The organism is Mycobacterium asiaticum, assembly GCF_001673365.1.
Taxonomy (GTDB): domain Bacteria; phylum Actinomycetota; class Actinomycetes; order Mycobacteriales; family Mycobacteriaceae; genus Mycobacterium; species Mycobacterium asiaticum_A.
Genome location: NZ_LZLS01000132.1, coordinates 1 through 25,114, shown reverse-complemented (window position 1 = coordinate 25,114; position 25,114 = coordinate 1). Strand labels below are relative to the sequence as shown.

General features: G+C 67.1%; 27 protein-coding genes and 1 pseudogene. 20 read left to right on the top strand and 8 right to left on the bottom strand.

Annotation, left to right across the window (positions count from 1 at the left end):
- Positions 1 to 56: 56 nt before the first annotated feature.
- From A5634_RS14100 to deoC, 5 genes are all read left to right on the top strand, one after another.
- A complete protein-coding gene (locus tag A5634_RS14100) occupies positions 57 to 476 on the top strand; it encodes a helix-turn-helix domain-containing protein (RefSeq protein ID WP_065144662.1) in 420 nt (139 codons plus the stop codon).
- Positions 477 to 726: 250 nt separating this feature from the next.
- A complete protein-coding gene (hbhA, locus tag A5634_RS14095; protein ID WP_065144661.1) occupies positions 727 to 1,335 on the top strand; it encodes a heparin-binding hemagglutinin HbhA in 609 nt (202 codons plus the stop codon).
- 107 nt (positions 1,336 to 1,442) lie between these two features.
- Complete coding sequence (locus tag A5634_RS14090; RefSeq protein WP_065144660.1) at positions 1,443 to 1,733, top strand: DUF2516 family protein; 291 nt, start codon at positions 1,443 to 1,445, stop codon at positions 1,731 to 1,733.
- 3 nt (positions 1,734 to 1,736) lie between these two features.
- Positions 1,737 to 2,162 carry a DUF2599 domain-containing protein gene (locus A5634_RS14085; RefSeq protein WP_065144659.1) on the top strand — a complete coding sequence of 142 codons (426 nt, stop codon included), beginning with the start codon at positions 1,737 to 1,739 and terminating at the stop codon, positions 2,160 to 2,162.
- Positions 2,162 to 2,824: a deoxyribose-phosphate aldolase gene (gene deoC / locus A5634_RS14080; protein WP_065144658.1), complete on the top strand. Its 663-nt coding sequence runs from the start codon at positions 2,162 to 2,164 to the stop codon at positions 2,822 to 2,824. Before A5634_RS14085 ends, deoC begins: the two co-directional genes overlap by 1 nt.
- Before the next feature lies 1 nt (position 2,825).
- Here the strand turns inward: deoC and A5634_RS14075 are convergent, their stop codons facing one another.
- From A5634_RS14075 to A5634_RS14065, 3 genes are read right to left on the bottom strand one after another with little or no spacing between them, the layout of a single operon-like run.
- Positions 2,826 to 3,866 (bottom strand): LmeA family phospholipid-binding protein, encoded by a 1,041-nt coding sequence (locus A5634_RS14075; RefSeq protein WP_065144657.1) that lies wholly within the window; start codon positions 3,864 to 3,866, stop codon positions 2,826 to 2,828.
- Positions 3,863 to 4,684: a carbon-nitrogen hydrolase family protein gene (locus A5634_RS14070; protein WP_065144656.1), complete on the bottom strand. Its 822-nt coding sequence runs from the start codon at positions 4,682 to 4,684 to the stop codon at positions 3,863 to 3,865. The genes A5634_RS14075 and A5634_RS14070 overlap by 4 nt, the downstream gene beginning before the upstream one ends.
- 30 nt (positions 4,685 to 4,714) lie before the next feature.
- Positions 4,715 to 5,242 carry a DUF2505 domain-containing protein gene (locus A5634_RS14065; RefSeq protein ID WP_065144655.1) on the bottom strand — a complete coding sequence of 176 codons (528 nt, stop codon included), beginning with the start codon at positions 5,240 to 5,242 and terminating at the stop codon, positions 4,715 to 4,717.
- Positions 5,243 to 5,282: 40 nt separating this feature from the next.
- Between A5634_RS14065 and A5634_RS14060 the strand changes: the two genes are divergently transcribed.
- Both A5634_RS14060 and A5634_RS14055 read left to right on the top strand, forming a co-directional pair.
- Positions 5,283 to 6,377, top strand: coding sequence for a UDP-N-acetylmuramate dehydrogenase (locus A5634_RS14060; RefSeq protein ID WP_065144654.1), 1,095 nt, complete (start codon positions 5,283 to 5,285; stop codon positions 6,375 to 6,377).
- A 54-nt stretch (positions 6,378 to 6,431) separates the two neighbouring features.
- Positions 6,432 to 7,793: a L,D-transpeptidase gene (locus A5634_RS14055; protein ID WP_155769546.1), complete on the top strand. Its 1,362-nt coding sequence runs from the start codon at positions 6,432 to 6,434 to the stop codon at positions 7,791 to 7,793.
- Here the strand turns inward: A5634_RS14055 and A5634_RS14050 are convergent.
- Positions 7,790 to 8,530, bottom strand: a complete 741-nt coding sequence (locus tag A5634_RS14050; protein ID WP_065144652.1) for an SDR family NAD(P)-dependent oxidoreductase — start codon at positions 8,528 to 8,530, stop codon at positions 7,790 to 7,792. The two genes, A5634_RS14055 and A5634_RS14050, sit on opposite strands and share 4 nt — an antisense overlap.
- 181 nt (positions 8,531 to 8,711) lie before the next feature.
- Here A5634_RS14050 and A5634_RS14045 point away from each other — a divergent pair, with 181 nt between their 5' ends.
- The 6 genes and pseudogenes from A5634_RS14045 (at position 8,712) to regX (ending at position 14,927) form a co-directional block, all read left to right on the top strand.
- The gene (locus tag A5634_RS14045; RefSeq protein ID WP_155769545.1) at positions 8,712 to 10,028 is read left to right on the top strand and encodes an ROK family transcriptional regulator; all 1,317 of its coding nucleotides are present in this window, start codon (positions 8,712 to 8,714) and stop codon (positions 10,026 to 10,028) included.
- Between the two features lie 66 nt (positions 10,029 to 10,094).
- Entirely contained in the window at positions 10,095 to 11,429 is a 1,335-nt protein-coding gene (gene mshA / locus A5634_RS14040; protein ID WP_253861620.1) for a D-inositol-3-phosphate glycosyltransferase, read from the top strand.
- Positions 11,426 to 11,948, top strand: a pseudogene (locus A5634_RS14035) (YbjN domain-containing protein); the annotation flags it as partial. The gene mshA and the pseudogene A5634_RS14035, both read left to right, overlap by 4 nt.
- A gap of 150 nt (positions 11,949 to 12,098) precedes the next feature.
- Complete coding sequence (locus A5634_RS14030; RefSeq protein ID WP_065144650.1) at positions 12,099 to 12,854, top strand: phosphoglyceromutase; 756 nt, start codon at positions 12,099 to 12,101, stop codon at positions 12,852 to 12,854.
- 134 nt (positions 12,855 to 12,988) lie between these two features.
- Complete coding sequence (locus tag A5634_RS14025; RefSeq protein ID WP_155769544.1) at positions 12,989 to 14,224, top strand: sensor histidine kinase; 1,236 nt, start codon at positions 12,989 to 12,991, stop codon at positions 14,222 to 14,224.
- A 19-nt stretch (positions 14,225 to 14,243) separates the two neighbouring features.
- Positions 14,244 to 14,927 carry a two-component sensory transduction protein RegX gene (regX, locus tag A5634_RS14020; RefSeq protein WP_065144720.1) on the top strand — a complete coding sequence of 228 codons (684 nt, stop codon included), beginning with the start codon at positions 14,244 to 14,246 and terminating at the stop codon, positions 14,925 to 14,927.
- Between the two features lie 157 nt (positions 14,928 to 15,084).
- On the opposite strand, the gene A5634_RS14015 is transcribed toward regX, so the two are convergent.
- Genes A5634_RS14015 through A5634_RS14005 form a run of 3 tightly spaced genes read right to left on the bottom strand, consistent with a single transcriptional unit; the run spans position 15,085 to position 18,238 of the window.
- Positions 15,085 to 16,962, bottom strand: a complete 1,878-nt coding sequence (locus tag A5634_RS14015) for a GMC family oxidoreductase N-terminal domain-containing protein (protein WP_065144648.1) — start codon at positions 16,960 to 16,962, stop codon at positions 15,085 to 15,087.
- Complete coding sequence (locus A5634_RS14010; RefSeq protein ID WP_065144647.1) at positions 16,959 to 17,300, bottom strand: hypothetical protein; 342 nt, start codon at positions 17,298 to 17,300, stop codon at positions 16,959 to 16,961. Before A5634_RS14010 ends, A5634_RS14015 begins: the two co-directional genes overlap by 4 nt.
- Positions 17,297 to 18,238, bottom strand: a complete 942-nt coding sequence (locus tag A5634_RS14005; RefSeq protein WP_065144719.1) for a hypothetical protein — start codon at positions 18,236 to 18,238, stop codon at positions 17,297 to 17,299. The genes A5634_RS14010 and A5634_RS14005 overlap by 4 nt, the downstream gene beginning before the upstream one ends.
- 90 nt (positions 18,239 to 18,328) lie before the next feature.
- On the opposite strand from A5634_RS14005, the gene A5634_RS14000 reads away from it, so the two are divergent.
- Positions 18,329 to 19,048: a FadR/GntR family transcriptional regulator gene (locus A5634_RS14000; protein WP_065144646.1), complete on the top strand. Its 720-nt coding sequence runs from the start codon at positions 18,329 to 18,331 to the stop codon at positions 19,046 to 19,048.
- 12 nt (positions 19,049 to 19,060) lie between these two features.
- On the opposite strand, the gene A5634_RS13995 is transcribed toward A5634_RS14000, so the two are convergent.
- Positions 19,061 to 19,837: a hypothetical protein gene (locus tag A5634_RS13995; protein ID WP_065144645.1), complete on the bottom strand. Its 777-nt coding sequence runs from the start codon at positions 19,835 to 19,837 to the stop codon at positions 19,061 to 19,063.
- Between the two features lie 127 nt (positions 19,838 to 19,964).
- Here A5634_RS13995 and A5634_RS13990 point away from each other — a divergent pair, with 127 nt between their 5' ends.
- The 6 genes from A5634_RS13990 to A5634_RS13965 all read left to right on the top strand — a co-directional run bounded on the left by A5634_RS13990 (position 19,965) and on the right by A5634_RS13965 (position 25,022).
- Entirely contained in the window at positions 19,965 to 20,984 is a 1,020-nt protein-coding gene (locus A5634_RS13990) for a Ppx/GppA family phosphatase (protein WP_065144644.1), read from the top strand.
- Entirely contained in the window at positions 20,981 to 21,997 is a 1,017-nt protein-coding gene (locus A5634_RS13985; protein WP_065144643.1) for a hypothetical protein, read from the top strand. The genes A5634_RS13990 and A5634_RS13985 overlap by 4 nt, the downstream gene beginning before the upstream one ends.
- 27 nt (positions 21,998 to 22,024) lie before the next feature.
- Positions 22,025 to 22,867 (top strand): sugar phosphate isomerase/epimerase family protein, encoded by an 843-nt coding sequence (locus A5634_RS13980; RefSeq protein WP_065144642.1) that lies wholly within the window; start codon positions 22,025 to 22,027, stop codon positions 22,865 to 22,867.
- Positions 22,867 to 23,712: a thioesterase family protein gene (locus A5634_RS13975; RefSeq protein WP_065144641.1), complete on the top strand. Its 846-nt coding sequence runs from the start codon at positions 22,867 to 22,869 to the stop codon at positions 23,710 to 23,712. Before A5634_RS13980 ends, A5634_RS13975 begins: the two co-directional genes overlap by 1 nt.
- Before the next feature lie 31 nt (positions 23,713 to 23,743).
- On the top strand, positions 23,744 to 24,622 hold the full coding sequence (gene proC, locus A5634_RS13970) for a pyrroline-5-carboxylate reductase (RefSeq protein ID WP_172831697.1): 879 nt from the start codon (positions 23,744 to 23,746) through the stop codon (positions 24,620 to 24,622).
- Positions 24,623 to 24,761: 139 nt separating this feature from the next.
- Complete coding sequence (locus A5634_RS13965) at positions 24,762 to 25,022, top strand: cell division/environmental response transcriptional regulator (RefSeq protein WP_065144639.1); 261 nt, start codon at positions 24,762 to 24,764, stop codon at positions 25,020 to 25,022.
- Positions 25,023 to 25,114: the final 92 nt, after the last annotated feature.

The following is a 25,114-nucleotide window of genomic DNA, read 5'->3' as shown; positions in this document are numbered from 1 at the left end:
GCACTCCTCCGTAGCCTGGTGGGCGTAAGCAAACAAGCCAACGCGAGGAGCGCACCATGTCGCCGGAGGAGAAGCTGGGCACCAAGGTGTCCGCTAAGGCCTCCGACGTGGCCTCTGACATCGGCAGTTTCATCAGATCGCAGCGCGAATTGGCGCAAGTCTCGATGCGCCAGCTCGCCGAGCGGTCCGGTGTCAGCAATCCTTATTTGAGTCAGGTTGAGCGCGGCTTGCGTAAGCCGTCCGCCGACGTCCTGGCCCAGATCGCCAAAGCGCTGCGGGTATCTGCCGAGGTTCTCTACGTCAGGGCGGGGATTTTGGAACCCAGCGAAACGAGCCAGGTGCGTGACGCCATCGTCACCGACACGGCGATCACCGAGCGTCAGAAACAGGTCCTACTGGACATCTACGCGTCCTTCACCCAGCAGAACGAAGCTAACCACCAGGAGTGTCCCAGCGAATCCGTCGACGCCAACTGATCAGTGATCCGCATGACGTTGTAGATCGCCATCAGGCCGGGTACCCAACAAGATTGCCGATAGCGCGGCGTTCTCCCCGGCCCCTCACCGACCGCCATCCGACCCGACCAACAGGAGGTTCCTGCAAGTCGCGTGCCAAAGTCAATCCGCGGGTCTTGACTTCTCCTGCGCACAGGAGCCGACACTTGCGCCAACTTCCAAACCCCATGGTTAATAAGCCCTATGTCGAAAACAAAGAAAGGAAACATCAATGGCTGAGAACACCAACATCGAGGACCTGAAGGCTCCGCTGCTTGCTGCGCTCGGTGCAGCCGACCTGGCCCTGGCGACCGTCAACGACTTGATCGCCAACCTGCGCGACCGCGCCGAGGAGACCCGCACCGACACCCGCAGCCGGGTCGAGGAAAGCCGTGCCCGCCTGACCAAGCTGCAGGAGGACCTGCCCGAGCAGCTGACCGAGCTCCGCGAGAAGTTCACTTCTGACGAGCTGCGCAAGGCCGCTGAGGGTTACGTGGAGGCCGCCACCAGCCGGTACAACGAACTGGTCGAGCGCGGCGAGGCTGCTCTTGAGCGCCTGCGCAGCCAGTCGGCTTTCGAGGACGCTTCGGCGCGTGCCGAGGGCTACGTCGACCAGGCTGTCGAGCTGACCCAGGAGGCGCTGGGCACCGTTGCGACGCAGACCCGCGCTGTCGGCGAGCGTGCCGCCAAGCTGGTTGGCATCGACCTCCCCAAGAAGGCGGAGGCTCCGGCCAAGAAGGCTGCTGCTCCGGCCAAGAAGGCCGCTCCCGCCAAGAAGGCCGCCCCGGCCAAGAAGGCGCCGGCCAAGAAGGCTCCCGCCAAGAAGGTCACCCAGAAGTAATTCCGGGACGGCGGCGTTAACCCGCCGAAAATAAGCACCACTCGACTCCGAGTCGCCGCAGGTTGGCGACTCGGAGTCGACGTTTTTGCGACGGCCCGCTTACTCTTATGGGCGTGCAGGCAGTGGGTACCGTCATGTGGATCTTGCGGGTCGCCGTCTTGGTGATGACGGTGTACGCGTTCGTGCACGCAGCGATGCAGCGCGCCGACGCCTACCCCGCCGCCGACAAGCTGACCAAACCTGTGTGGTTGGTGATCCTCGGCGGCGCGATTGCGTTGCTCACCGTGCTGTACCTCATTTTCGGCGTGATGGGACTTGCGCTGGCCGCCGTCGCCGCGGGCGTCTACCTTGTCGACGTGCGGCCCAAGCTGCTCGAAGTGCAGGGCAAGTCGCGCTGACGGATGAAACTCCTGATTTACGCGCCGGCGGCGGCGCTGGTGGCGCTGCTGAGTGCGCCGATCGCGACGGCCGATCCCGGGCTAGCCGACCCCGGGTCCGCACCGCACTTCGTCGAACACACAGAGTGGACGACCTGGGCGGCCGGCCTGTCCAGTTTGCGGGTCTATCCGACCCCGGCAGCGCGCGCGGCGGCGCTGAATCCCGGTACCCCGCAGGTTGCCGAACAAGCCTGGACCGAGGTGCTCGCCCGGTCACCCGGTGCCGACTCGCCGGGCATGCGCGCTCAGTTCTTCTGCCACTGGCAGCTCGCTGAACTGGTCCAGCCCGGCAAGACCAGTTGGAACCTCGAGCCGTGGCGCCCAGTTGTCGCCGACGCCGAAATGGTCGCCTCCGGCTGCAATCCCGGGTCCGCGGAAGAGCCGTTCTAATGCCGGACCGACCGACCCGGCAGCAGCTGGCCGCACTCGTCGACCACACCCTGCTCAAACCGGAGGCCACCGCGGCCGACGTGGCGGCACTGGTGGCTGAGGGCGTCGAGTTGGGTGTCTACACGGTCTGCGTCTCCCCGTCGATGGTGGCCGTCGCCATCGCGCAGGGCGGCGTGCCGGTCGCGGCGGTGGCGGGCTTCCCGTCCGGCAAGCACCTGCCCGCGGTCAAAGCGCAGGAGGCGGCAGCCGCAGTTGCCGCCGGCGCCAGTGAAGTCGACATGGTTATTGACGTCGGTGCGGCGCGGGTCGGCGACTTCGCCGCCGTGCGATCCGACATCGCTGCGGTCCGAGCCGCCACACCGGGGGTCGTGCTCAAGGTGATCGTGGAGTCGGCGCTGCTGGACGAGCGGACGCTTATCGCCGTGTGCCGCAGCGCCGAGGAGGCCGGTGCCGACTTCGTCAAGACCTCCACCGGCTTCCACCCTGCCGGCGGGGCCACGGTGCGGGCCGTCGAGGTGATGGCCGCGACCGTCGGCGGCCGACTGGGCGTCAAGGCCAGCGGCGGCATCCGCACCGCCGCTGACGCCGTGGCGATGCTGCACGCCGGGGCCACCCGGTTGGGCCTATCGGGGACCCGGGCCGTGTTGGACGAACTGCGTTAGCTCACAGATCCGCGAAGCAGGGGTCGGTTTCACCGGCCGGGATGGTCGCGTTGCGCGAGGCGAACTTCGCGGTCACGCTGCCGTCGGTGACGTCCACACTTTCCGCGCGGATACCGAGCGGGAATTTCTTGGTCAGGTTCGAGGTGTATTCGTCCAGCGTCGACTGCACCGACTCCTTCGGTAACGAGAAGCCGAGCGTATTGAAGCTGATGATCTGCAGTCTCAGGCCGCCGTCGGACACCACCGGCTTGGCGACGATGTCATTGAGCATGCCCTTCAATTCGACGGTCTGATCCTTGGGATGCGTCGTCACACTGCTGGTGACGAACTCACCCAGCACCGGAATCGCGTTCTGCACAGTCTCTTTGATGCCTTGTGCCGTCCAGGTGATGGTGGCGTCGATCGCGCCGATGGTGCCCTTGGAGTCTGGGGTGGCGTTGAGCTTGATGTCCTGAATGCTCAGCTGCAGCTTCATGCCTTTGGCGTCGCGGATCTGGTTGCCGGCCGTCTCGACCGAAATGTTGGTGTAGTGGTCGGTGATCACCTGCCAGGTCACCAGCGGCGTGACCCCGAACGAGGCACTGGCCTGGTCCTTGGTGATGCACGCGGCCGCGGCCGCGATCTTGTTGTTGGCCTCGTGGCGCACGTAGAGCTCGACACCGATCAGGGCCGCGACGACCAGCGCGACAACGATGATCAGGACCAATACCAGCGACAGGGGGTCGCGAAGTCGGCGCTTTTTCTTCTTGACCTCGCCCGGCTCCTCGGCCGGCTGACCAATCGGAGTAGTGCGGTCTGCGGCCAGGCCGGGCGGTTGTGAATGGATTCGTCTGGTGTCGGCGTTCGCAGCGGCCGCGTGGTCGGTCTGCTGCGGCGGCGGGGCCTGCGGAGGTTGGTATGGCCGCCCGCCGCGCGGGTCCCCGGGATGTAGACGTCCGCCGGAGGGATCCCCAGGTCCCGGTGATCGGCCGAGCGGTCCCTGATTGCCAGGGCGCGCCCAACCCGATGGGCCTTCGTTTGGTGGTCCCTGCGGAGTTGTCACCTTCGCGATTCTGCCTTATTTCCGGGAATGAAGTGCGAGCGGTTGCGCAGCACGGCGATGTTGTCTCGTGCCGAACCCACCTTGGTGAGGTCGAGGTCGGCGACCAGCAGTTCGGGGTCGGCGCCGGCTGAGACCACCACCTCCCCGAACGGGGACGCCAGCAGGCTGCCGCCCACTCCGGTCGGGGCGCCCGAGTCGCTGACGTCTTCGCCGGGATCGGCCTGTCCCACCGCGGCCACGAAGCTGGTCGAGTCCAGGGCCCGCGCCCGCGCCAGCAGCGTCCACTGCTCGAGTTTGCCCGGCCCTGACCCCCACGACGCGCAGACCACGATCAGCTGTGCGCCGCGGTCGGCGAGCTCGGTGTAGAGCGTCGGAAACCGGACGTCGTAACACAACGTCAACCCGACGCCGAGGCCGTCCACGGTGATGACTACCGGTTCGTCCCCAGGGGCGACGGTGCGTGACTCGGTGAAGCCGAACGCGTCGTAGAGGTGGATCTTGTCGTACCGGGTGCTGGGTATGTCCGGACCTGCCGCTATCAGCGTGTTGGTGAACCGGCCGTCCCCGGACGGGACGAACATCCCGGCCACCACGGTGATCCCGGCTTCGTCGGCGATTTGCCGGACACCGGACGCCCAGGGTCCGTCGACCGGCTCGGCGACCTGCCCCAGCGGGACACCGAATCGGCACATGGTCGCCTCCGGGAACACCACCAGCTTGGCGCCCGCCGCGGCGGCTCGGTGGCTGTACTCGCGCACCAGCTGCAGATTCGCGGCCGGATCGGTGCCGCTGAGGATCTGAGCCAACGCGATTCGCATGACGGCCAGCTTAGGCCCGGGCCGCTCAGGCTAGGAGTCGCCAGAGATCCACAGGGTGGTGAAGCGCTGCTCGATGGCCACCAGCTCGCCCAGTTCGTTGCCGATCATTCGTTCCAACTTGCCGCCGAGAAACGGCACGCGCACCTGGATGGTGAGTTGCACCGTGATCCGGGACGCGTCGGGCCCGCCGTGCGGCTGCAGCGCCATCGTGCCCCACAGGTGCACCGGCGCACCCACAATCGCGCCGGTGATCGACGCGGTCGCGACACCGTCGTCGTTGATCGGCCCCCATGTCTCCTCGCGCCGCACGCACAGGTCACCCCGGTGCAGTTGGGTGACCAGCGCGGGCAGATGGTGGCTGAGCATCGTCTGGTGGGTGATCACCTCGATGGTGCCGTCGTCCCCGGACTCTCCACCAATGCGCATCCGCTCCAAGCTGGCGACGTCGACGGGCGTTTCGGCCAGCCTGCCCTGCCAGTAGCCCACGTCATGGAAAGCCTGGTGAACCTGTTGCACACTGCCTTCGATGTCGGCCGACATGTCGAATGAACGCGGCATAATCGGCCAGGCTACCGTTACGGGCCATGAAGCGGGCCTCATGACCGAAGAAGCAGGCTCTGTATTTGCCGGCGCGCACGTCGCCGAGTCGGTGCCGCTCGCGCCGTTGACCACGTTGCGGGTAGGCCCGGTAGCGCGCCGCGTAATCACTTGTCACAGCACCGATCAGGTGATCGCGGTGTTGCGGCAACTCGATGCAGAAAACCGAGGCCTGGCGGGCGGTCCGGTTCTGGTGTTTGCTGGCGGGTCCAACCTGGTGATTGGTGACGCCGTTGCCGACCTCACCGTGGTGCGGCTGGCAAACACCGGCGTCGCCGTCGAAAACAACCTGGTGCGTGCCGAAGCCGGGGCGGTGTGGGACGACGTGGTAGCCCGGTCCATCCAGCACGGCCTGGGCGGTCTGGAGTGTTTGTCGGGGATCCCTGGGTCGGCCGGCGCGACGCCGGTGCAGAACGTCGGCGCGTACGGAGTCGAGGTATCCGACACCATTACCCGGGTCCGGCTGCTGGATCGACGCAGCGGCGAGGTGCGCTGGGTGCCGCCCGACGAGCTGCGGTTCGGTTACCGCACCAGCGTGCTCAAGCGCGACGACGGGCTCGAGCTGCCGGCAGTCGTCCTGGAAGTGGAATTCGCCCTGGATGAGTCGGGCCGTAGCGCGCCGCTGCGCTACGGGGAGCTGGCCTCGGCGCTGGGGGTGGCCAGCGGGGAACGGCGAAACCCGCAAGACGTCCGCGCGGCCGTGCTGGCACTGCGAGCCCGCAAGGGCATGGTGCTCGACGAAACCGACCACGACACCTGGAGCGTGGGGTCGTTCTTCACCAACCCCGTGGTGGCGCCGGAAGACTACGAACGGCTTGCCGCCGCGACGGACGAACCAGTGCCGCACTATCCGGCGCCCGACGGCGTCAAGCTGGCCGCCGGATGGCTCGTGGAGCGGGCCGGTTTCGGAAAAGGCTATCCAGGCGAGGACGCGCCGTGCCGACTGTCCACCAAGCACGCGCTGGCGGTGACCAACCGGGGTGGGGCCAGGACCGAGGACGTGATGGTACTTGCCCGGACGGTGCGCGACGGGGTTCGTGACGTGTTTGGTATCACACTGAAACCCGAGCCTGTCCTGGTCGGATGCGCCTTGTAGCTGCTGGTTTGATGCTCTGAAAACGTCGCAGTAGTCTCGTCGCGCGGCTTTGCCGTGGGGGAGTTGGCGTTTCGCCCGGTATCTTTGACGGTTGTGACCGCCTCCCAGACCCCGCCAAGCCAAGGGCCGATCAATCGGCGCAAGGCTCTGACGGCGCTCGGGTTGGGGGTGCTGGCACCCGGCGTCCTGGCCGCGTGCGGCGGCAAAGTCACCCAGCAGGCCGAGAAGAAAGCGCCCCCGGCGCCCCAGTTGAACTACCAGCCTGCCAACGCCACCGAGGACGTGGTGCCGATCGCGCCGATCAGCGTCGCGGTCAGCGATGGCTGGTTCCAGCGGGTCGCGTTGACGAACTCGGCCGGCAAGCCGGTCGCGGGCACGTTCAACCAAGACCGCACCGTCTTCATGACCACCGAGCCGTTGGGCTACGACACCACTTACACCTGGAGCGGGTCGGCAGTCGGCCATGACGGCAAAGCGATCCCGGTCGCGGGCAAGTTCATCACCGTCACGCCCAAGAAGAAGGTCGACGGTGGATTCCAACTGGCCGACGGCCAGACCGTCGGGATCGCGGCGCCGATCATCATCCAGTTCGACGCGCCGATCAGCGACAAAGCCGCTGTCGAGCGCGCGCTGAGCATCAAGACCAATCCACCGGTCGAAGGAAGCTGGGCGTGGTTGCCCGACGAGGCCCAGGGCGCCCGCATCCACTACCGCCCCCGCGAGTACTACCCGGCCGGCACCACCATCAACGTCGACGCCAAGCTCTACGGATTGCCGTTCGGTGACGGGGCATACGGTCTGCAGGACTTCTCGCTGAACATTCAGGTCGGCCGGCGACAGGTGGTCAAGGCCGAGGTTTCCTCGCACCGCATCCAGGTGGTCACCGATGCCGGCGTCATCATGGACTTCCCGTGCAGCTACGGCGAGGCCGACAAGGTGCGCAACGTCACCCGCAACGGCATCCACGTGGTCACCGAGAAGTACGCCGACTTCTACATGTCCAACCCGGCCGCCGGCTACAGCAACGTGCACGAGCGCTGGGCGGTACGTATTTCCAACAACGGCGAATTCATCCATGCCAACCCGATGAGTGCCGGGGCGCAGGGCAACAGCAACGTCACCAACGGCTGCATCAACCTGTCCAACTCGGACGCCGCCGAGTACTTCCAGACCGCCATCTACGGGGACCCGGTCGAGGTGACCGGCAGCACCATCCAGCTGTCCTACTCCGACGGCGACATCTGGGACTGGGCAGTGGACTGGGACACCTGGGTCGGCATGTCGGCGCTGCCGCCGCCGGCCGCCCACCCGCCGGGCACGCAGATCCCGGTCACCGCTCCGGCCACGCCGTCCACGGCGCCGAGCCTGTCAGGTACACCCACCACGACATCTCCCAGCTCCGGCCCGGGTCGCTAGACCCTGCGCGTGGCGCTGGCCTGGTCGCGCGGCCGGATGATGATCTGGTCCAGATTGACGTGCGAGGGTCGCGAGGCCACGAATCCGATCACCTCGGCAACGTCGGCGGCCACCAATGGCGTCATGCCGGTGTAGACGGCTTCGGCGCGCTGCTGATCGCCCTCGAAACGCACCAGTGAAAACTCGGTCTCGACCGCGCCCGGGGCGATTTCGGTGAGGCGCACCGGCTTGCCCAACAGTTCCCCCCGCAGCGTCCGGTGCATCGCGCCCTGCGCATGCTTTGCTGCCGTATATCCGGCGCCGCCGTCGTAAATCTCAAGTGCGGCAATGGAAGTGACGGTGACGATCAGCCCGTCGCCGGACTCGACCAACTTGGGCAGGAGTGCGCGGGTCACCCGGAGGGTGCCCATTACATTGGTCTCCCACATCCAACGCCAGTGCTCCAGGTCCGCATCGGCCACCGCTGCCAGGCCTTTTGCACCGCCTGCGTTGTTGATCAGCACGTCGACCCGGCTCAAGCTGCCGGCCAGAGCCGCCACATCCTGCTCGTTTGTGACGTCCGCCACAGCCGCGGTACCACCGATCTCGTCCGCCAAAGCGTTGATCCGATCCGCCCGCCTTGCCACCGGAACCACGTGAAAGCCTTGGGCGGCAAGCGTTCTGGCAGTCGCTTCGCCGATCCCGGAGCTGGCTCCGGTGACCACCGCAACCCGTTTGCGCGACTCGGGGGAACTCACCAGGACAACTCTAGTGAACAGTGCTAAGTTTTCGGTGTGTACTGCAGCGCCTTGAGCAACACGACCGCGTGTCTATACGCGGGCGCGTGTTGTTGCCGCGCACTCTGCCGCGCCTGATCCGACGCAAGTCACGAGGTGTGGCCAGGGACCCCGGCCAAGGAACTTCGGATAAGGACTGCCAGTGCACTCGACCACTCTCACCCACCAATCACACAGCCGTACCGGTCTTAACGGACAGTTGCGGACCTACCGTCAGGTCGTGCCGCCGGCATTGCACCTGTCGGACTCCGCGGCCGCATCGGTGTTTCGGGCCGTGCGGTTGCGCGGACCGGTCGGCCGCGACGTCATCGCCAACGTCACCTCGCTGAGCATCGCGACGGTCAACCGTCAGGTCATCGCGCTGCTCGACGCCGGGTTGCTACGCGAGCGTGCGGACCTGGCTGTTTCCGGCGCGATCGGACGTCCGCGGGTACCGGTGGAGGTCAACCACGAGCCGTTCGTGACGCTGGGCATCCACATCGGTGCGCGGACCACCAGCATCGTGGCCACTGACCTTTTCGGCCGCACACTGGACACGGTCGAGACCCCGACGCCGCTCAACGCGGCCGGGCCGGCATTGAATTCGCTGGCCCACAGTGCCAGCCGTTACCTGCGGCGCTGGCACCGGCGCCGGGCGTTGTGGGTTGGCGTGTCGATCGGTGGCACCGTTGACAGCGCCAACGGCCTGGTCGACCACCCGCGGTTGGGCTGGCGTCAGGCACCCGTCGGGCCGGTGCTGGCCGACGCGCTGGGCCTGCCGGTTTCGGTGGCAGCCCACGTGGACGCCATGGCCGGGGCCGAATTGCTGCTCGGCATGCGACGATTCGCCCCGGGCACCTCGACCAGCCTTTACGTCTATGCCCGCGAGACGGTGGGATATGCACTGGTGATCGGCGGGCGGGTGCACTGCCCGGCCAGCGGACCGGGCACCATCGCGCCGTTGCCGGTGCAATCTGAGTTGCTGGGCGGTTCCGGTCAGCTGGAATCGTCGGTCAGCGACGAGGCGGTGTTGGCCGCGGCCCGTCGGCTTCGGGTCCTGCCGGGCGTCGCTCCCGCCAACCGCACCGGCACGTCGACCACGGCGATGACCGACCTGCTCAAGGTCGCGCGCGCCGGCAACCAGCAGGCCAGGGCGCTGTTGTCGGAGCGGGCCCGGCTGCTCGGTGAGGCGGTTGCGTTGCTGCGCGATCTGCTCAATCCCGACGAACTGGTGGTCGGTGGGCAGGCGTTCACCGAGTACCCGGAGGGCATGGCCGGGGTGGAGGCCGCATTCACGGCGCGCTCGGTGCTGGCACCTCGCGACATCCGGGTCACCGCGTTCGGCAACCGCGTGCAGGAGACCGGAGCGGGCATCATCTCGCTGGACGCCTTGTACGCCGACCCGTTGGGGGCGATGCGCCGATCGGGCGCCCTGGGTGCCCGGCTGCCCGACACCGAAGCTGAGGCGATCGCCAAGTAGCGGCCTGACCTGCGCAATCGGTGCTTGCGAGCAAGCCGTGAGGGGCCGTGCTGTAAAGATGACATTGTGCGATATGTCGCCGATGACACGATTGCGGCCCCACGCCGGGTCGCTCTGTTAGCGGTACATACCTCGCCGCTGGCGCAGCCCGGCACCGGCGATGCCGGGGGGATGAACGTCTACGTGCTGCAGAGCGCGCTGCATCTGGCCCGCCGCGGCATCGAGGTGGAGATTTTCACCCGGGCCACCGCTTCGGCGGACCCGCCGACTGTGCGGGTCGAGCCGGGTGTGCTGGTGCGCAACGTGGTGGCCGGGCCGTTCGAGGGCTTGGACAAGTACGACCTGCCCACCCAGTTATGTGCCTTTGCTGCCGGCGTGCTGCGCGCCGAGGCCGCGCACGAACCGGGTTATTACGACATCGTGCACTCCCACTATTGGCTGTCCGGGCAGGTTGGCTGGTTGGCCCGCGATCGTTGGGCGGTGCCGCTGGTACACACCGCGCACACGCTGGCGGCGGTGAAGAACGCGGCGCTGGCCGAGGGTGACAGCGCCGAGCCGCCGTTGCGCACGGTGGGCGAGCAGCAGGTAGTCGACGAGGCGGACCGGCTTATCGTCAACACCGATGATGAAGCGCGACAGTTGATTTCGCTACACCATGCTGACCCGGCGCGAATCGACGTGGTGCACCCGGGTGTCGATCTGGACGTGTTCCGGCCGGGCGACCGAGCGGCGGCCCGGGCCGCACTCGGGCTCGAGCCCAACGAGCCGGTGGTGGCCTTCGTCGGGCGCATCCAGCCGCTGAAGGCGCCCGATATCGTGCTGCGGGCGGCGGCACGGCTGCCGGGAGTGCGCATAGTCGTCGCCGGCGGTCCCTCTGGCAGCGGTCTGGCCTCGCCGAACGGGTTGGCGCAACTCGCCGACGAACTTGGCATCGCATCGCGCGTGACGTTCTTGCCGCCGCAGTCCCGCACGGAGCTGGCGAGGTTGTTCCATGCGGCGGATCTTGTTGCGGTGCCGAGTTATTCGGAATCGTTCGGATTGGTCGCGGTCGAGGCGCAAGCATGTGGCACGCCGGTGGTGGCGGCGGCGGTCGGGGGATTGCCCGTGGCGGTGCGCGACGGGATCACCGGCACCTTGGTCTCGGGCCACGAGGTAGGACAGTGGGCCGAGGCCATCGACGACCTGCTGCGGGCCGGCGCTGGCCCGCGGGGATGGGCGATGAGCCGTGCCGCGGCCAAGCATGCGGCCACGTTCTCCTGGGAAAACACCACCGACGCATTACTGGCCAGCTACCGCCGCGCGATCGGCGACTTCACCGCCGAGCGGCAGCATCGGGTGCACGGGCTTGTCGCCAAGCGCAAACCCCGGCGCTGGTCGGCCCGTCGGGGAGTGGGCGCGTGAGCGTCGAGCAACTGATCGAGGACGCGCTACAGGCCAGCGAGCTGAACTACTCGAAACATGCCGGCGCGCATGGCGGGCTGCCAGGGCTGATCGTGGAATTGCCGGGCGAGCGGCGGCTCAAGACGAACACGATCTTGAGCATCGGCGAGCACTCGGTGCGCGTCGAGGCGTTCGTGTGCCGTAAACCAGACGAGAACCACGAAGGCGTCTACCGCTTCCTGCTCAAGCGCAACCGGCGTCTCTACGGGGTCGCCTACACCATCGACAACGTCGGAGATATCTATCTGGTCGGCCGGATGTCGTTGGCCTCGGTCGACGCCGAAGAGATCGACCGGGTCCTCGGGCAGGTTCTCGAGGCGGTGGATTCGGACTTTAATACGTTGCTGGAATTGGGCTTTCGGACTTCGATCCAAAAGGAGTGGGAGTGGCGGGTGTCCCGCGGTGAGTCGCTGAAGAACCTGGAGGCGTTCTCGCACTTGATCTCCGAGGACGACGATGCAGAGCGCGAAGCGCGATGAGGTGGGGGCACCTCCCGCTTGCGGGGGCGAGTTGAGGATCGAGCAACGCCGAAGACGACGATGCAGAGCGCGAAGCGCGATGAGGAGGAGTTGAGGATCGAGCAACGCCGAGGATGACGAATAGATCTGCCCGCGTGAGAGACTTGCCCGCATGGGTGACACCGCCACGCTGGTATTGCTCCGCCACGGCGAGAGCGAATGGAATGCGCGCAACCTGTTCACCGGCTGGGTGGACGTCGGGCTGACCGAAAAAGGCCGGACCGAGGCCGTGCGCGGCGGCGAATTGCTGGCCGAACAAGACCTGCTGCCCGACGTGCTCTACACCTCGCTGCTGCGACGCGCGATCAGCACGGCACATCTGGCGCTCGACGCCGCCGACCGGTTGTGGATTCCGGTGCATCGCAGTTGGCGCCTCAACGAGCGCCACTACGGCGCGCTGCAGGGCTTGGACAAAGCCAAGACGAAGGAGCGTTACGGCGAGGAGCAGTTCATGGCCTGGCGGCGTAGCTACGACACCCCGCCGCCGCCGATCGAACAGGGCAGCGAGTTCAGCCAGGACGCCGACCCCCGCTACGCCAACATCGACGGTGGTCCGTTGACCGAATGCCTGGCCGACGTGGTCGCTCGCTTCCTGCCGTACTACACCGACGTCATCGTCCCGGACCTGCGCACGGGTAAAACGGTGCTGATCGCCGCGCACGGCAACTCCCTGCGGGCTCTGGTGAAGTACCTGGACCAGATGTCTGACGAAGACGTCGTCGGGCTTAATATCCCGACCGGCATCCCGCTGCGTTACGACCTGGACGCCGAGTTGCGACCCGTCGTGCCTGGTGGTACCTATCTTGATCCCGAAGCTGCCGAGGCCGGAGCCGCCGCGGTGGCCAGCCAGGGCGCCGCGAAAGCCTGATTGCGGCCCGGGCGGGGACGGTTGCTAAACACCGCGTGAACTGCAGTCGAACACATGTGGCGGAGCATGTGACTTGTACGATTTTGGCCGCGCTCCGCTAGGGCTGCGTTCACCTGATTTGTAGGATTCCGGGTGTGACTGTGTTCTCGGCACTGTTGCTGGCCGGGGTCTTGTCCGCGGTAGCACTCGCCGTAGGTGTTGCGGCGGGGCTTTGGCTGTCGCAACGGGTCGGGCGGCGGCGCCAACAATCCACCGAGTGGACCGGCATCACCGTCGCTCAGATGCTGCAGCGGATCGTGGCTTTGATGCCGATGGGTGCCGCGGTGGTGGATACCCATCGCGACGTCGTGTATCTCAACGACCGGGCCAAGGAACTGGGCCTGGTACGCGACCGGCAACTCGACGAAGCAGCCTGGAAGGCCGCACAGCATGCGCTGGGGGGTGAGGAGGTCGAGTTCGACCTGGCGCCGGGCAAGCGGTCGGGCGGCCGGTCGGGGCTGTTAGTGCACGGGTATGCCCGGTTGTTGAGTGAGCAGGACCGCCGGTTCGCCGTGGTTTTCGTGCTTGACCAGTCCGATTACGCCCGCATGGAGGCCACCAGGCGCGACTTCGTGGCAAACGTCAGCCACGAACTGAAAACTCCGGTCGGTGCGATGGCCCTGCTCGCCGAGGCGCTGCTGGCGTCGGCCGATGACAGTGAGACTGTCCGCCGGTTTGCCGAGAAGGCGCTGATCGAGGCCAACAGGTTGGGTGACATGGTCGCCGAACTGATCGAGTTGTCCCGTCTGCAGGGCGCCGAGCGGTTGTCCAACATCACCGACGTAGAGGTCGACTCGGTTGTGTCCGAGGCCATTTCACGCCACAAGGTGGCGGCGGAAAATGCCAACATCGAGGTCAGTACCGACGCGCCCAGCGGTCTGCAGGTGCTGGGTGATCAGACCTTGCTGGTCACTGCGCTGGCCAACCTGGTGTCGAATGCGATCGCCTACTCACCGCGCGGGTCGTTGGTGTCGATCAGCCGGCGCCGGCGCGGCGACAACATCGAGATCGCGGTGACCGATCGTGGTATCGGGATCGCCCTGGAAGACCAGGAGCGGGTCTTCGAGCGGTTCTTCCGTGGCGACAAGGCCCGTTCACGGGCTACCGGCGGCAGCGGGCTGGGACTGGCGATCGTCAAACACGTAGCGGCCAACCACGGGGGCAGCATCGGTGTCTGGAGCAAGCCCGGTACCGGGTCGACGTTCACGCTGTCCATCCCCGTTTCGGATCTTGCAGCCACGTCGCAGGACCCTAGCGAGCAACCCGGCCAACCGTTGGGCCGTGAGGTCAGGCCCGGCAGGTCACAACGAGAGGAAGAGCTGAGTCGATGAGCGATGAGGAGTGGCGCAGATGACGAGCGTTCTTATCGTCGAGGACGAAGAGTCATTGGCCGACCCGCTTGCATTTCTGCTGCGCAAGGAGGGGTTCGAGGCGACGGTGGTGACCAACGGTCCCGCGGCGCTGGCCGAGTTCGACCGGTCCGGTGCTGACATCGTGCTGCTGGATCTGATGCTGCCCGGTATGTCGGGAACCGATGTGTGCAAGCAGTTGCGGGCTCGCTCTGGCGTGCCGGTGATCATGGTGACGGCGCGCGACAGCGAGATCGACAAGGTTGTCGGGCTGGAACTGGGTGCCGACGACTACGTGACCAAACCCTATTCCGCGCGCGAGTTGATCGCCCGGATCCGGGCGGTACTGCGCCGCGGCGGCGACGACGACACCGAGATCAGCGATGGAGTGCTCGAATCCGGACCGGTCCGGATGGATGTCGAGCGCCACGTCGTCTCGGTCAACGGCGACGCGATCACGTTGCCGCTCAAGGAATTCGACCTACTCGAATACCTGATGCGCAACAGCGGGCGGGTGCTGACCCGCGGACAGCTGATCGACCGGGTGTGGGGTGCGGACTACGTCGGTGACACCAAGACCCTCGATGTACACGTCAAGCGGCTGCGGTCCAAGATCGAGGCCGACCCGGCCAATCCGGTGCACCTGGTGACGGTACGGGGACTGGGCTACAAGCTCGAAGGTTAGCTCGTGCGGCGGCTCGGGTGGTGGCTCAAGTTGCCACTCGGTCTCCGAGGTGTGTGTCTGTTTGCCCGGCTCCGAGCGACAAGCCAGCCGACGGCTGACGGCTGTCGCGCAGAGCCGGGCAAAACAGATATGACCCAGGTCAGAGCGCCACAAACCCTCAGCGTGTATCGATGAGTTCCCCGGCCACCGCCAAAGCCATCGCCATGATCGACACCTGCGGGTTCACCTCGGGACAGCTCGGCAGGATCGACGCATCGGCAACCCAGACGCCGCGCACGCCGCGGAGCCGACCGCGCGCGTCGACCGGGCACACCTGATCGTTGGACCCGGCGGCAGCGGTGCCGGTCGGATGGAAGGCCGACAGGTGCAGATTCCTGGGATCAGTGCGCGTCAGCGCCTCCTGCAACTCGGCCTCCGACGACACCGTCATCGCACCTGGCAGACCGGTGAGCACCTCGACCGCGCCGGCGGCGAACAGCAGCCGGCCGATCGCCCCTAACGCAACGCGTAACTTGGCGACATCTGCTTGGGCGATGTCGTAGCGCACCACGGTCTCACCCCGCACCGACAGCACCGAACCGACGCCGTCGTCCGCCACCATCGCCCCGAACGTCGCAATCTGGGGTGCCTGGTCAAGCCAGTGCAGCAACTCGGCACCGTAACCGGGGTAGACGATCGAGCCCATCCCCGGAGGTGTCGATGTCGCCTCGATGAGCACACCGTCCGATTCGTGAAACTCGTGCACTGCCGCGCTCTGCAGCACCCCGCGCCAGGCGTACACGTCCTGCTCGAAACGTCCGGCGAGCATCGTCGCAGGATGTAGCGCGAGATTGCGGCCCAACCGTGGGTGCCCGCCAAGACCGCTGCGCCGCAACAGCATTGGTGTCTCGGTGGCACCCGCGGCAATCACCACGGTGTCGGCCAGGAGGTCGATCGCGGTGCCGTCGGGCCGACGGGCGCGCACCCCGCGAGCGCGACCGCCGCCGTGCAGCACCCGTTCGACACGGGCTTCGGAGATGATGCGTGCCCCGGCCGCACACGCCTGCGGCAGCGCGTTGAGGTGCACGCCGAACTTCGCGTTGTGTGGGCAGCCGATGGCACATTGGCAGCAACCTTCACAGCCGGGTGCGTTGCGCGGGATCGGTGCCGCCTGCCAGCCCAGCAAATCGGCCGCGTCCAACAGGAGGTTGCCGTTGCGGCCCATGACCTCGCGCGGCGCCGGCGCGACCTGCAGCGTGTGCTCGACGTCGTCGAGATGCGTTTTCAGACGATCCGGGTCGGCCAGGGACAGGCCGAACTCGTCGCGCCAGCGGCGTTGCACGCCCTCCGGAGGTCGGAAACAGGTGCCCGAGTTGACCACCGTGGTACCGCCGACCGCCCGGCCCATCGGCAGCACCACTGCCGGGCGCCCGAGCGCGACAGTCGCCCCGGCGCCCCGGTAAAGGCCGGCGTAACGGTCGATCGGGTGGGTGGTGCGGAACTCCTCGACCGTCCAGCGTCGCCCCTCTTCGAGCACGACGGCCTCAAGACCGGCTCGTGCCAGGGTTCGGGCCGCCATCGCGCCGCCCGCGCCCGACCCGACGATCACCACGTCGGTGGTGATGACGGACGGGCTGTCGGCGGACCGGGTGACGTCCAACTCCGCATCCGGACGCACCACGTCGTCAACCTGGGCGCGGGACAGCAATTCGGCGGCGTAGGTGTCGGCGCCGTTGGCCAACAGCCCGATTACCTTCATCCCCTCGACCGCCGCGCTGGCTTCTGGGTTCAGCGCGGCGATTCGGTGCAGCACCCGTTCGCGCTCGGCGGGATCGAGCCGCGCGAGCGATCGGCCGGTGGTGAGGTAACTCGCCGCGGCCAATGAGAACAGTCCGGCGCGCACTGCCAGCCTGGAGGTGGCCGGCAGCCGCGACAGGTACCGGTCGACGCGTTCGACGAACTCCGCGGTACTCGGACCGCCGTGCTCCTGAGGCAGCAGTGCCGTTCCGAACGAGGCGATCGAGGAGCGCCCGACGCGGTCTGTCAGCCGGGTCATGCGCGGGCCGGAACTCGTCGTCCCAGTGCCCGACCGAGCTTGAGGAAGAACGGGTAGGTGGCGAAGATGCCGCCGGCGGCGGCGTGCGCGGGCCAGTCCAGTTCGTCGGTCTCCAGGCTGAAAGCGCCGCTGTTCCACATGAAGTCGCGGCCGTTTCGAGCGCGGAACGGACGCCACAGAAAGCCGAGCCCCGGCACGTTGTTGTAGAGGCCGAACGAACCTGCGAAGAACACGCCCAGGACTGCGGCCTCGATAACATCGCGACGCTCCGGCGGAACCCGGCGCTCGATGAGCAGTCCCGAGGCGAACAGCAGCGGCGGATCGAGGGCGAAGCTCACGACGGGGTCCTTTCGTTGACAGGTGGTGCCTGGTCCCCGCGCAACCCAACCTCGGCGTGGCCGGTGCCCTGCACCGACCACTGCCGGTCGCCGAGTTCGACGTAGATGTCGGCTTGTTCGGTGTTGGTGCACACGCACCTGCCGCCGTCGGGGTCGATGTATTCCAGGCTCACGCAACGTTGCGGCGGCTGGTCGACACGAATCAACACCTCGCGGCGACCGATGCGCCCTTCGAGCTGCCAGTGCTGCAGGCCGAGTGTCGTTTTCATCCGTAGTGACGGTAAAGGGCTTGTGGGCCAGTCCTTTCCGTCGATGCGGAAGCGGACGAAGGCCAGTGGCGCCAGGCGGCGCAGGCCCGGTTTGTGCGAGACCGCGGTGACGGCCTCCAGCACGTCGCCGTCACCGAGGTCGGCGTGGATCCAGGCCCAGCGCTTGGCATTGCCGTGTCCGTAGATGTGGGCGAGATTGCCGCGCCAGCGGTCGATCGACACGGCAGCACCGTCGACGGTCAGCGAACCGGTGAAGTCGGCGGTTGGGGCGGGCACCACCTGCGCGCCGGGCAACAGTTCGCGCTCCCACGCGACGCGGGGAAACGTCCACAGGGGTGCGCCGGTATCCTTCCAGGACAGGTCCCAGGCCAAAGAACCCGCGCGCCCGACCAGCTTTTCGGGTTGCACCGAAGCGCCCGCCGCCTTAAACCAGGCCACACCGCTGGCGGGTTCGACGGGCTCGGGGCCGAATCGTTCGGTGCGGGGAGATCCCTCGGCGGGGAAGTAGGTCGCCCAGCCGTGCGCGTAGGGGGCCCCGCCGGCTGTCGGCGCCACCGTCTCGCAGTGGACCCACAGTGCGGCCTTGCTCACTGGATCGGACAACGTGGCGTACCAGACCTCCAGCCGCCCGGGTGCGCCCCGCCAGCGCGGCGCGACGGCCGATCGCATCTCCGAGTCGTCTTGCACTGCGTACCTCCGATTGGGGCGAATCCCTGGTTCCGGGCGTCTACCGATTAGTCTACAATATTGGTTGAGCCAATGAACCAGTCAAGTCCGATACCCCCGCCAGATCGCCAGCGCGTCGATGAGCAGATCGCCGCGTCGATCGCCGACGCCATCCTTGACGGCGTCTTCCCGCCGGGGTCGACGCTGCCGCCGGAGCGGGAACTGGCCGAACAGCTCAATGTCAACCGCACGTCCTTGCGTCAAGGCTTGGCCCGGTTGCAGCAGATGGGACTGATCGAAGTGCGGCACGGCAGCGGCAGCGTGGTTCGCGACCCCGAAGGCCTGACCCATCCGGCCGTGGTCGAGGCCCTGGTGCGCAAGCTGGGGCCCGAATTCCTGGTCGAGCTGCTCGAGATCCGGGCGGCGCTCGGGCCGGTGATCGGCCGCCTGGCTGCCGAGCGCGGCACGCCCGAGGACGCCGATGCGTTGCAGGACGCCCTAAGCACGGTACGGGAGGCGGCGACTCCCGCGGCTCGGCAGACCGCCGACCTCGCCTATTTCCATGTGCTAATCCACAGCACGCGCAACCGCGCGCTGGGCTTGCTGTATCGGTGGGTCGAGCACGCCTTCGGCGGCCGCGAGCACGAGCTCACCGGTGCCTACCGGGACGCCGAGCCCGTCGTGGCCGATTTGCAGGCAATCACCGACGCGGTGCTGGCGCACGACGCGACGGCGGCAGCCGCGACGGTCGAGGCATACCTCAACGCGAGCGCACTGCGCATGGTCATGGCATACGCCGATAGCGCCAAATAGCGACGCCGGTGGCTATTCGGCCGCCCGCGTGGCCGGGTGCACCGCAATAAGACCTAACTGACTGCGGCGCTTACACATTGCCGCCAATTCGGCATACGCCTTTTCGCCCAGTAGCTCGGTGAGTTCGTCGGCCAGGCTCTGCCACACCTGCTTGGCGCCGACGTGTGCGGCCGGGTCCCCGGTGCAGTACCAGTGCAGGTCGGCGCCCCCGGAACCCCACCCGCGCCGGTCGTACTCGGTGATGGTGGTCTTGAGTATCTCGCTTCCGTCGGGCCGGGTCACCCAGTCCTGGCTGCGCCGGATCGGCAACTGCCAGCAAACATCGGGTTTCATCGTCAGCGGCGCGACCCCCAGCTTCAGCGCTTTACTGTGCAGCGCGCAGCCGACGCCGCCGGCAAAGCCGGGGCGGTTCAAGAAGATGCACGCGTCCTTGTGCTTGCGGGTGCGGTACTGGGGTTCGCCCTCGTGTTCGTCGAGTTCCAGATAGCCCTTACGGCCCAGGCCCTTCTCCCGGAACTGCCAGTCCTTTTTGGTCAGCTGGCGCACCGCGTCGTCGAGCCGGGCGCGGTCGTCGTCGTCGGACAGAAACGCGCCGTGCGAACAACACCCGTCATGCTCACGGCCCGCGACGGTGCCTTGACAGGCCGGAGTGCCGAAAACGCACGTCCACCGCGACAGCAGCCACGTCATGTCTGCCGCGATCAGGTGCTCTGGGTTGTCCGGGTCGTAGAACTCCACCCACTCACGGGCGAAATCCAGTTCGACCTCTTGTCCGGGCGAGTTAGCCACGGGTGCAACGTTAGTCCACGATTCTCGCCGCTACCGGGTGCGTCGCCCAGTGCGAGTCGACGTCCTGACGCCGATGCTGCAGGACACCGGGCAGCGGGCACCGATACGTCCCAGCTAGTTTGTTTTCGTGCGCTTGGGTGTCCTGGACGTGGGTAGCAACACCGTCCATCTGTTGGTCGTCGACGCCCACCGTGGTGGGCATCCGACGCCGATGAGTTCGACCAAGTCCACGCTGCGCCTGGCTGAGGCCACCGACAGCTCGGGCAAGATCACCCGGCGCGGTGCCGACAAGCTGATTTCCACCATCGACGAGTTCGCCAAGATCGCGGTCAGCTCCGGCTGTGCCGAGCTGATGGCATTCGCGACCTCGGCCGTCCGCGACGCCGAGAACTCCGACGACGTACTGGCCCGGGTGCGCAAAGAGACCGGCGTCGCGCTGCAGGTGCTGCGGGGCGAAGACGAGTCGCGGCTGACCTTCCTGGCGGTGCGGCGGTGGTTCGGGTGGAGCGCGGGCCGCATCATCAACCTCGACATCGGCGGCGGCTCGCTGGAGTTGTCCAGCGGGGTGGATGAGGAACCCGAATGCGCGATGTCGCTGCCGTTGGGCGCCGGACGGCTGACCCGGGAATGGTTGCCGGATGATCCGCCCGGTCGACGCCGAGTGGCGATGCTGCGCGATTGGCTGGACGCAGAGCTGGCCGAGGCCACCGCGGCCGTCCTCGAAGCCGGTGAACCCGACCTCGCGGTGGCGTCATCGAAGACGTTCCGCTCGCTGGCACGGCTTACCGGCGCCGCGCCGTCTGCCGCCGGGCCACGGGTGAAGCGGACGCTCACAGCAAACAGCCTCAGACAACTCATATCATTCATCTCTAGGATGACGACCGCTGATCGGGCCGAACTGGAAGGAGTCAGCGCCGAGCGGGCGCCGCAAATCGTGGCGGGTGCTTTGGTGGCGGAGGCAAGTATGCGAGCGCTATCGATCGAAGCGGTGGAGATCTGCCCGTGGGCGCTACGGGAAGGTCTCATCTTGCGCAAACTTGACTCCGAGGCGGACGGAACCGCTCTGGTCGAGACGTCGGTGCGGGATGCTGGAGGTCAGGCGGGCGAGCGGAACGCGCCCAGCCGACCGAGAGGCAACAAACCATGACCGGAGCAGACTCCGACGCGGAGGACACCAAGCAGGTTACGGTGGCCGAGCTACTGGCCAGGAATGGCAGTGTCGCTCCGGCCGTGACCCGGCGGCGTCGGCGCCGCCGCGGTGACGACTCGGTTTCGGTCGCCGAGCTCACCGGCGAGATCCCCGTCGTGCGCGATGACTATCCCGCGGACGCCCCGGCGCAGTCATCTGCCCCACCACAAACGCAGGTGCCCGAACCGGCGCCGCCAGTGGCCGCCGAACCCCCCGCCCCCGCGCCTGCCGAACCCGAGGTTGAGCTCGAACCCGAGCCGAAAAGCGTGTACTGGGCCGAACCCGAGCCCCGGTGGCCCAAGTCGGAACCGGTAGCAAAGCGCAAGTCCGGACCCGAGCGCAGCGAATACCCGCGACCGTTGCGTCAGGCCGGGGTGAACGATGTCGACGGGCAGCAGTCCGGTGCCGAGGGGATGAGTCCGGATCCGGTCGGGCACTACACCGACGCCTCGGTGGACGTGATGGACAGCGAAGTGCGCGAGGCGGAGACCGCGGTCGAGGATTCGGCGTATGTGCGCTCGTATCTGCAGAGCCCGGAAAGCGATTCAGAGCACACGCTGTTCGGCGGCCAGTCCATTGCCGACGAGGTGGCCCGTCGGCGTGGCGGCCAGTACTCCGACGACCTCGAGCCCGGCCTTGAGCCCGGCGGCTTCGACGCCGAGGACTTCGAATCGGAGGCGGCCGCGCCCCGCTCCTCACGCGAGAAGCTGACGGCGGTTGGCCGAGGCCTGCTGACCGTGCTGCAGTCGATCCTGGCCGTCGTGTTCGGTGCCGGGCTGTTCATTGCGTTCGATCAACTATGGCGGTGGAATGCCATTGTGGCCCTTGTGCTTTCGGTGCTGGTTATCCTCGGACTGGTGGTTGGTGTCCGGGTGGTCCGCAAAACCGAGGACATTGCCAGCACGTTGATTGCGGTCGCGGTGGGTGCGCTGATCACCCTCGGACCGATGGCCCTGTTGCAAACGGGTTAGGCGCCGCGGACAGGCCCCAGACAGACAGTGCGCCCAGCAATCAAAGTCGGCTTGTCAACAGCCTCGGTGTACCCGCTGCGGGCCGAGGCCGCATTCGAGTATGCGGCCAGGCTCGGCTACGACGGGGTCGAGCTGATGGTCTGGAGCGAATCGGTCAGTCAGGACATCGAAGCCATCGGCAAGCTGTCGCGGCGCTACCGGGTGCCGGTGCTGTCGGTGCACGCGCCCTGCCTGCTGATTTCACAGCGGGTGTGGGGTGCCAATCCGATCGTCAAGCTGGATCGCAGCGTGCGCGCCGCCGAACAGCTGGGTGCGCAGACGGTGGTTGTGCATCCGCCATTCCGGTGGCAACGGCGTTACGCCGAAGGCTTCAGCGAACAGGTGATCGCCCTGGAAGCCTCAAGTGAGGTGATGGTGGCGGTGGAGAACATGTTCCCGTTTCGGGCGGACCGGTTCTTCGGCAGTGACCAGACCCGGGAACGGATGCGCCGACGCGGCGGCGGCCCGGGTCCGGCGATTTCGGCGTTCGCACCGTCCTACGACCCGCTGGACGGCAACCACGCGCACTACACGTTGGACCTTTCGCACACCTCGACCGCGGGGACCGACTCGCTAGAAATGGCACGACGGATGGGATCTGGACTGGTGCATCTGCATTTGTGTGACGGCAGCGGGTCACCCGCCGACGAGCATCTGGTGCCCGGTCGCGGCACGCAGCCGACGGCCGAGGTGTGCCAGATGTTGGCCGCCAGTGACTTCACCGGGCATGTCGTGCTGGAGGTGTCCACCTCCGGAGCCCGTTCGGCCGTCGAACGCGAAGCGATGCTGACCGAGTCGCTGCAGTTCGCCCGCACCCACCTGCTGCGCTGATGGGCGCCCTATTCAACGAGGCCATGGCGCTGCGCCAGCTCGACACGGCGGATTCGGGGTGCCTGGTCTTCGAAGGCGAGCTGAATGAGCACTGGACGATCGGACCCAAGGTGCACGGCGGGGTGATGATGGCGCTGTGCGCCAACGCCGCCCGCACCGCTCATGGCGGTGACGTCCTGCAACCGGTCGCCGTGTCCGCGAATTTCCTGTCCGCGCCCGACCCGGGCCCGATGCGCCTCGAGACGAGGATCCGCAAACGCGGCCGCCGGATCAGCGTCGCCGATGTCGAGCTGATGCAAGGCGACCGGACCGCGGTGCACGCCGTCGTCACGCTTGGTGAGCCTGAGCATCACCTCCCGGGGGAGACCGAACCGCTGTTGTCGGCCAATCCCGTCGTGGACCTGATGCCCCCCGAACCCCCCGAGGACTTGGCGCCGATCGGCCCCGATCACCGGCTGGCCGGATTGGTGAATCTGGGAGCGGGCTGCGACATCCGCCCGGTGTTGTCGACTCTGGAACCCGCTGGCGACGGCCGGCCGCCGGTGATCCAGATGTGGGCGCGCCCGCGCGACGTAGCCCCGGATGCGCTGTTCGCGTTGATGTGCGGAGACCTCTCCGCCCCGGTGACGTTCGCCGTGGAACGTACCGGCTGGGCACCGACGGTTCAGCTCACCGCGCTGTTGCGCTCCCTGCCCGCCGACGGCTGGTTGCGGATCATCGCCACGTGTCTGGAAATCGGGCACGACTGGTTCGACGAGGACCACATCGTCGTCGACCGGTTAGGCCGGCTGGTAGTGCAAGCACGTCAACTAGCCCTGGTACCGCCCAAGCCGCCTGCCGGGTAGCCGAGCCGCGCTGTCTGGGATGCTTTCGGGCATGGCGAGAATCGCGATCATCGGCGGCGGCAGCATCGGGGAAGCACTGTTGTCGGGTCTGTTGCGGGCGGGCCGGCAGGTCAAAGACCTCGTGGTGGCCGAACGAATGCCGGATCGGGCCAAATACCTGTCGAACACCTACGGCGTCCTGGTAGTGGCGTCGGCCAAGGATGCCGCCGAGAACGCGACGTTCATCGTCGTGTCGGTCAAGCCGGCCGATGTCGAGAAGGTGATCGACGATCTGGCCGATGTGGCCGTGGCCGCCGAGCATGACAGCGCCGAGCAGGTGTTCGTCACCGTCGCGGCGGGCATCACCCTCACCTACTTCGAGTCGAAGCTGCCGGCCGGGACGCCGGTGATCCGGGCCATGCCCAACGCTGCGGCGCTGGTTGGGGCGGGGGTGACTGCGCTGGCCAAGGGTCGCTTTGCCACCCAGCAACATCTCGACGAGGTGACTGCGGTGTTCGACGCGGTCGGCGGCGTCCTCACGGTTCCCGAGCAACAGATGGACGCCGTCACGGCGGTCTCGGGTTCTGGTCCGGCGTATTTCTTCCTGCTGGTCGAGGCGCTGGTAGATGCCGCTGTGGCCGTGGGGCTGAGCCGTCAGGTGGCCAGCGATCTGGCCGCACAGACAATGGCGGGGTCGGCGGCGATGCTGTTGGAACGGATGGACGAGGAGCGGCGTCCGGCCGACGGCGAGCCGATCGGCTTGCGGGTAGACACCTCGCCAGCGCAGCTGCGGGCTTCGGTCGCCTCGCCAGGCGGGACTACCGCGGCCGCGTTGCGTGCGCTCGAGGCGGGTGGATTTCGGGTGGCCGTCGACGCCGCTGTCCAGGCCGCTAAAAGCCGCTCTGAGCAGCTAAGAATTACATCGGAATAATTAAAGTTTTTTGAACTGATTGTCTCTCACCAGTACCAGTAACCCCACTAGTCCCGCTATTCTCCTTGTGTATGCACGTGTGGGTGCCAGCGGAGGGGAAGCCGCTGGCATTGCGCGGGCCTGACACGATTGGGTAGCGATGACGTCTACGAATGGGCCATCAGCTCGGGATTCTGCAGGTAAAGGGGCACGAGACGGCGGCTCGGCCGACGCCGGACAGTCCCGGACGCAATTTCTCACCGTCGCTGAAGTCGCGGCGTTGATGCGGGTGTCCAAGATGACGGTGTACCGGCTGGTGCACAACGGCGAGCTCCCCGCGGTTCGGGTGGGGCGGTCCTTCCGGGTTCACGCCAAGGCGGTGCACGACATGTTGGAGACCTCCTACTTCGACGCCGGCTGACCGCCACTGCGCGCGAGCAATAGCTCCTATGTCAAGCCGCGGCGGTTTGGGGTGGTGATTGGCGGGCCTTTTCGTCGGCGATGAGGTGGCGG

Coding starts and splice junctions, on each gene's coding strand:
- A5634_RS14100 (WP_065144662.1), top strand. CDS start 57: ATGTCGCCGGAGGAGAAGCTGGGCACCAAGGTGTCCGCTAAGGCCTCC.
- hbhA (WP_065144661.1), top strand. CDS start 727: ATGGCTGAGAACACCAACATCGAGGACCTGAAGGCTCCGCTGCTTGCT.
- A5634_RS14090 (WP_065144660.1), top strand. CDS start 1,443: ATGGGCGTGCAGGCAGTGGGTACCGTCATGTGGATCTTGCGGGTCGCC.
- A5634_RS14085 (WP_065144659.1), top strand. CDS start 1,737: ATGAAACTCCTGATTTACGCGCCGGCGGCGGCGCTGGTGGCGCTGCTG.
- deoC (WP_065144658.1), top strand. CDS start 2,162: ATGCCGGACCGACCGACCCGGCAGCAGCTGGCCGCACTCGTCGACCAC.
- A5634_RS14070 (WP_065144656.1), bottom strand. CDS start 4,684: ATGCGAATCGCGTTGGCTCAGATCCTCAGCGGCACCGATCCGGCCGCG.
- A5634_RS14065 (WP_065144655.1), bottom strand. CDS start 5,242: ATGCCGCGTTCATTCGACATGTCGGCCGACATCGAAGGCAGTGTGCAA.
- A5634_RS14060 (WP_065144654.1), top strand. CDS start 5,283: ATGACCGAAGAAGCAGGCTCTGTATTTGCCGGCGCGCACGTCGCCGAG.
- A5634_RS14030 (WP_065144650.1), top strand. CDS start 12,099: ATGGGTGACACCGCCACGCTGGTATTGCTCCGCCACGGCGAGAGCGAA.
- regX (WP_065144720.1), top strand. CDS start 14,244: ATGACGAGCGTTCTTATCGTCGAGGACGAAGAGTCATTGGCCGACCCG.
- A5634_RS14015 (WP_065144648.1), bottom strand. CDS start 16,962: ATGACCCGGCTGACAGACCGCGTCGGGCGCTCCTCGATCGCCTCGTTC.
- A5634_RS14005 (WP_065144719.1), bottom strand. CDS start 18,238: ATGCGATCGGCCGTCGCGCCGCGCTGGCGGGGCGCACCCGGGCGGCTG.
- A5634_RS14000 (WP_065144646.1), top strand. CDS start 18,329: ATGAACCAGTCAAGTCCGATACCCCCGCCAGATCGCCAGCGCGTCGAT.
- A5634_RS13985 (WP_065144643.1), top strand. CDS start 20,981: ATGACCGGAGCAGACTCCGACGCGGAGGACACCAAGCAGGTTACGGTG.
- A5634_RS13975 (WP_065144641.1), top strand. CDS start 22,867: ATGGGCGCCCTATTCAACGAGGCCATGGCGCTGCGCCAGCTCGACACG.
- proC (WP_172831697.1), top strand. CDS start 23,744: ATGGCGAGAATCGCGATCATCGGCGGCGGCAGCATCGGGGAAGCACTG.
- A5634_RS13965 (WP_065144639.1), top strand. CDS start 24,762: ATGACGTCTACGAATGGGCCATCAGCTCGGGATTCTGCAGGTAAAGGG.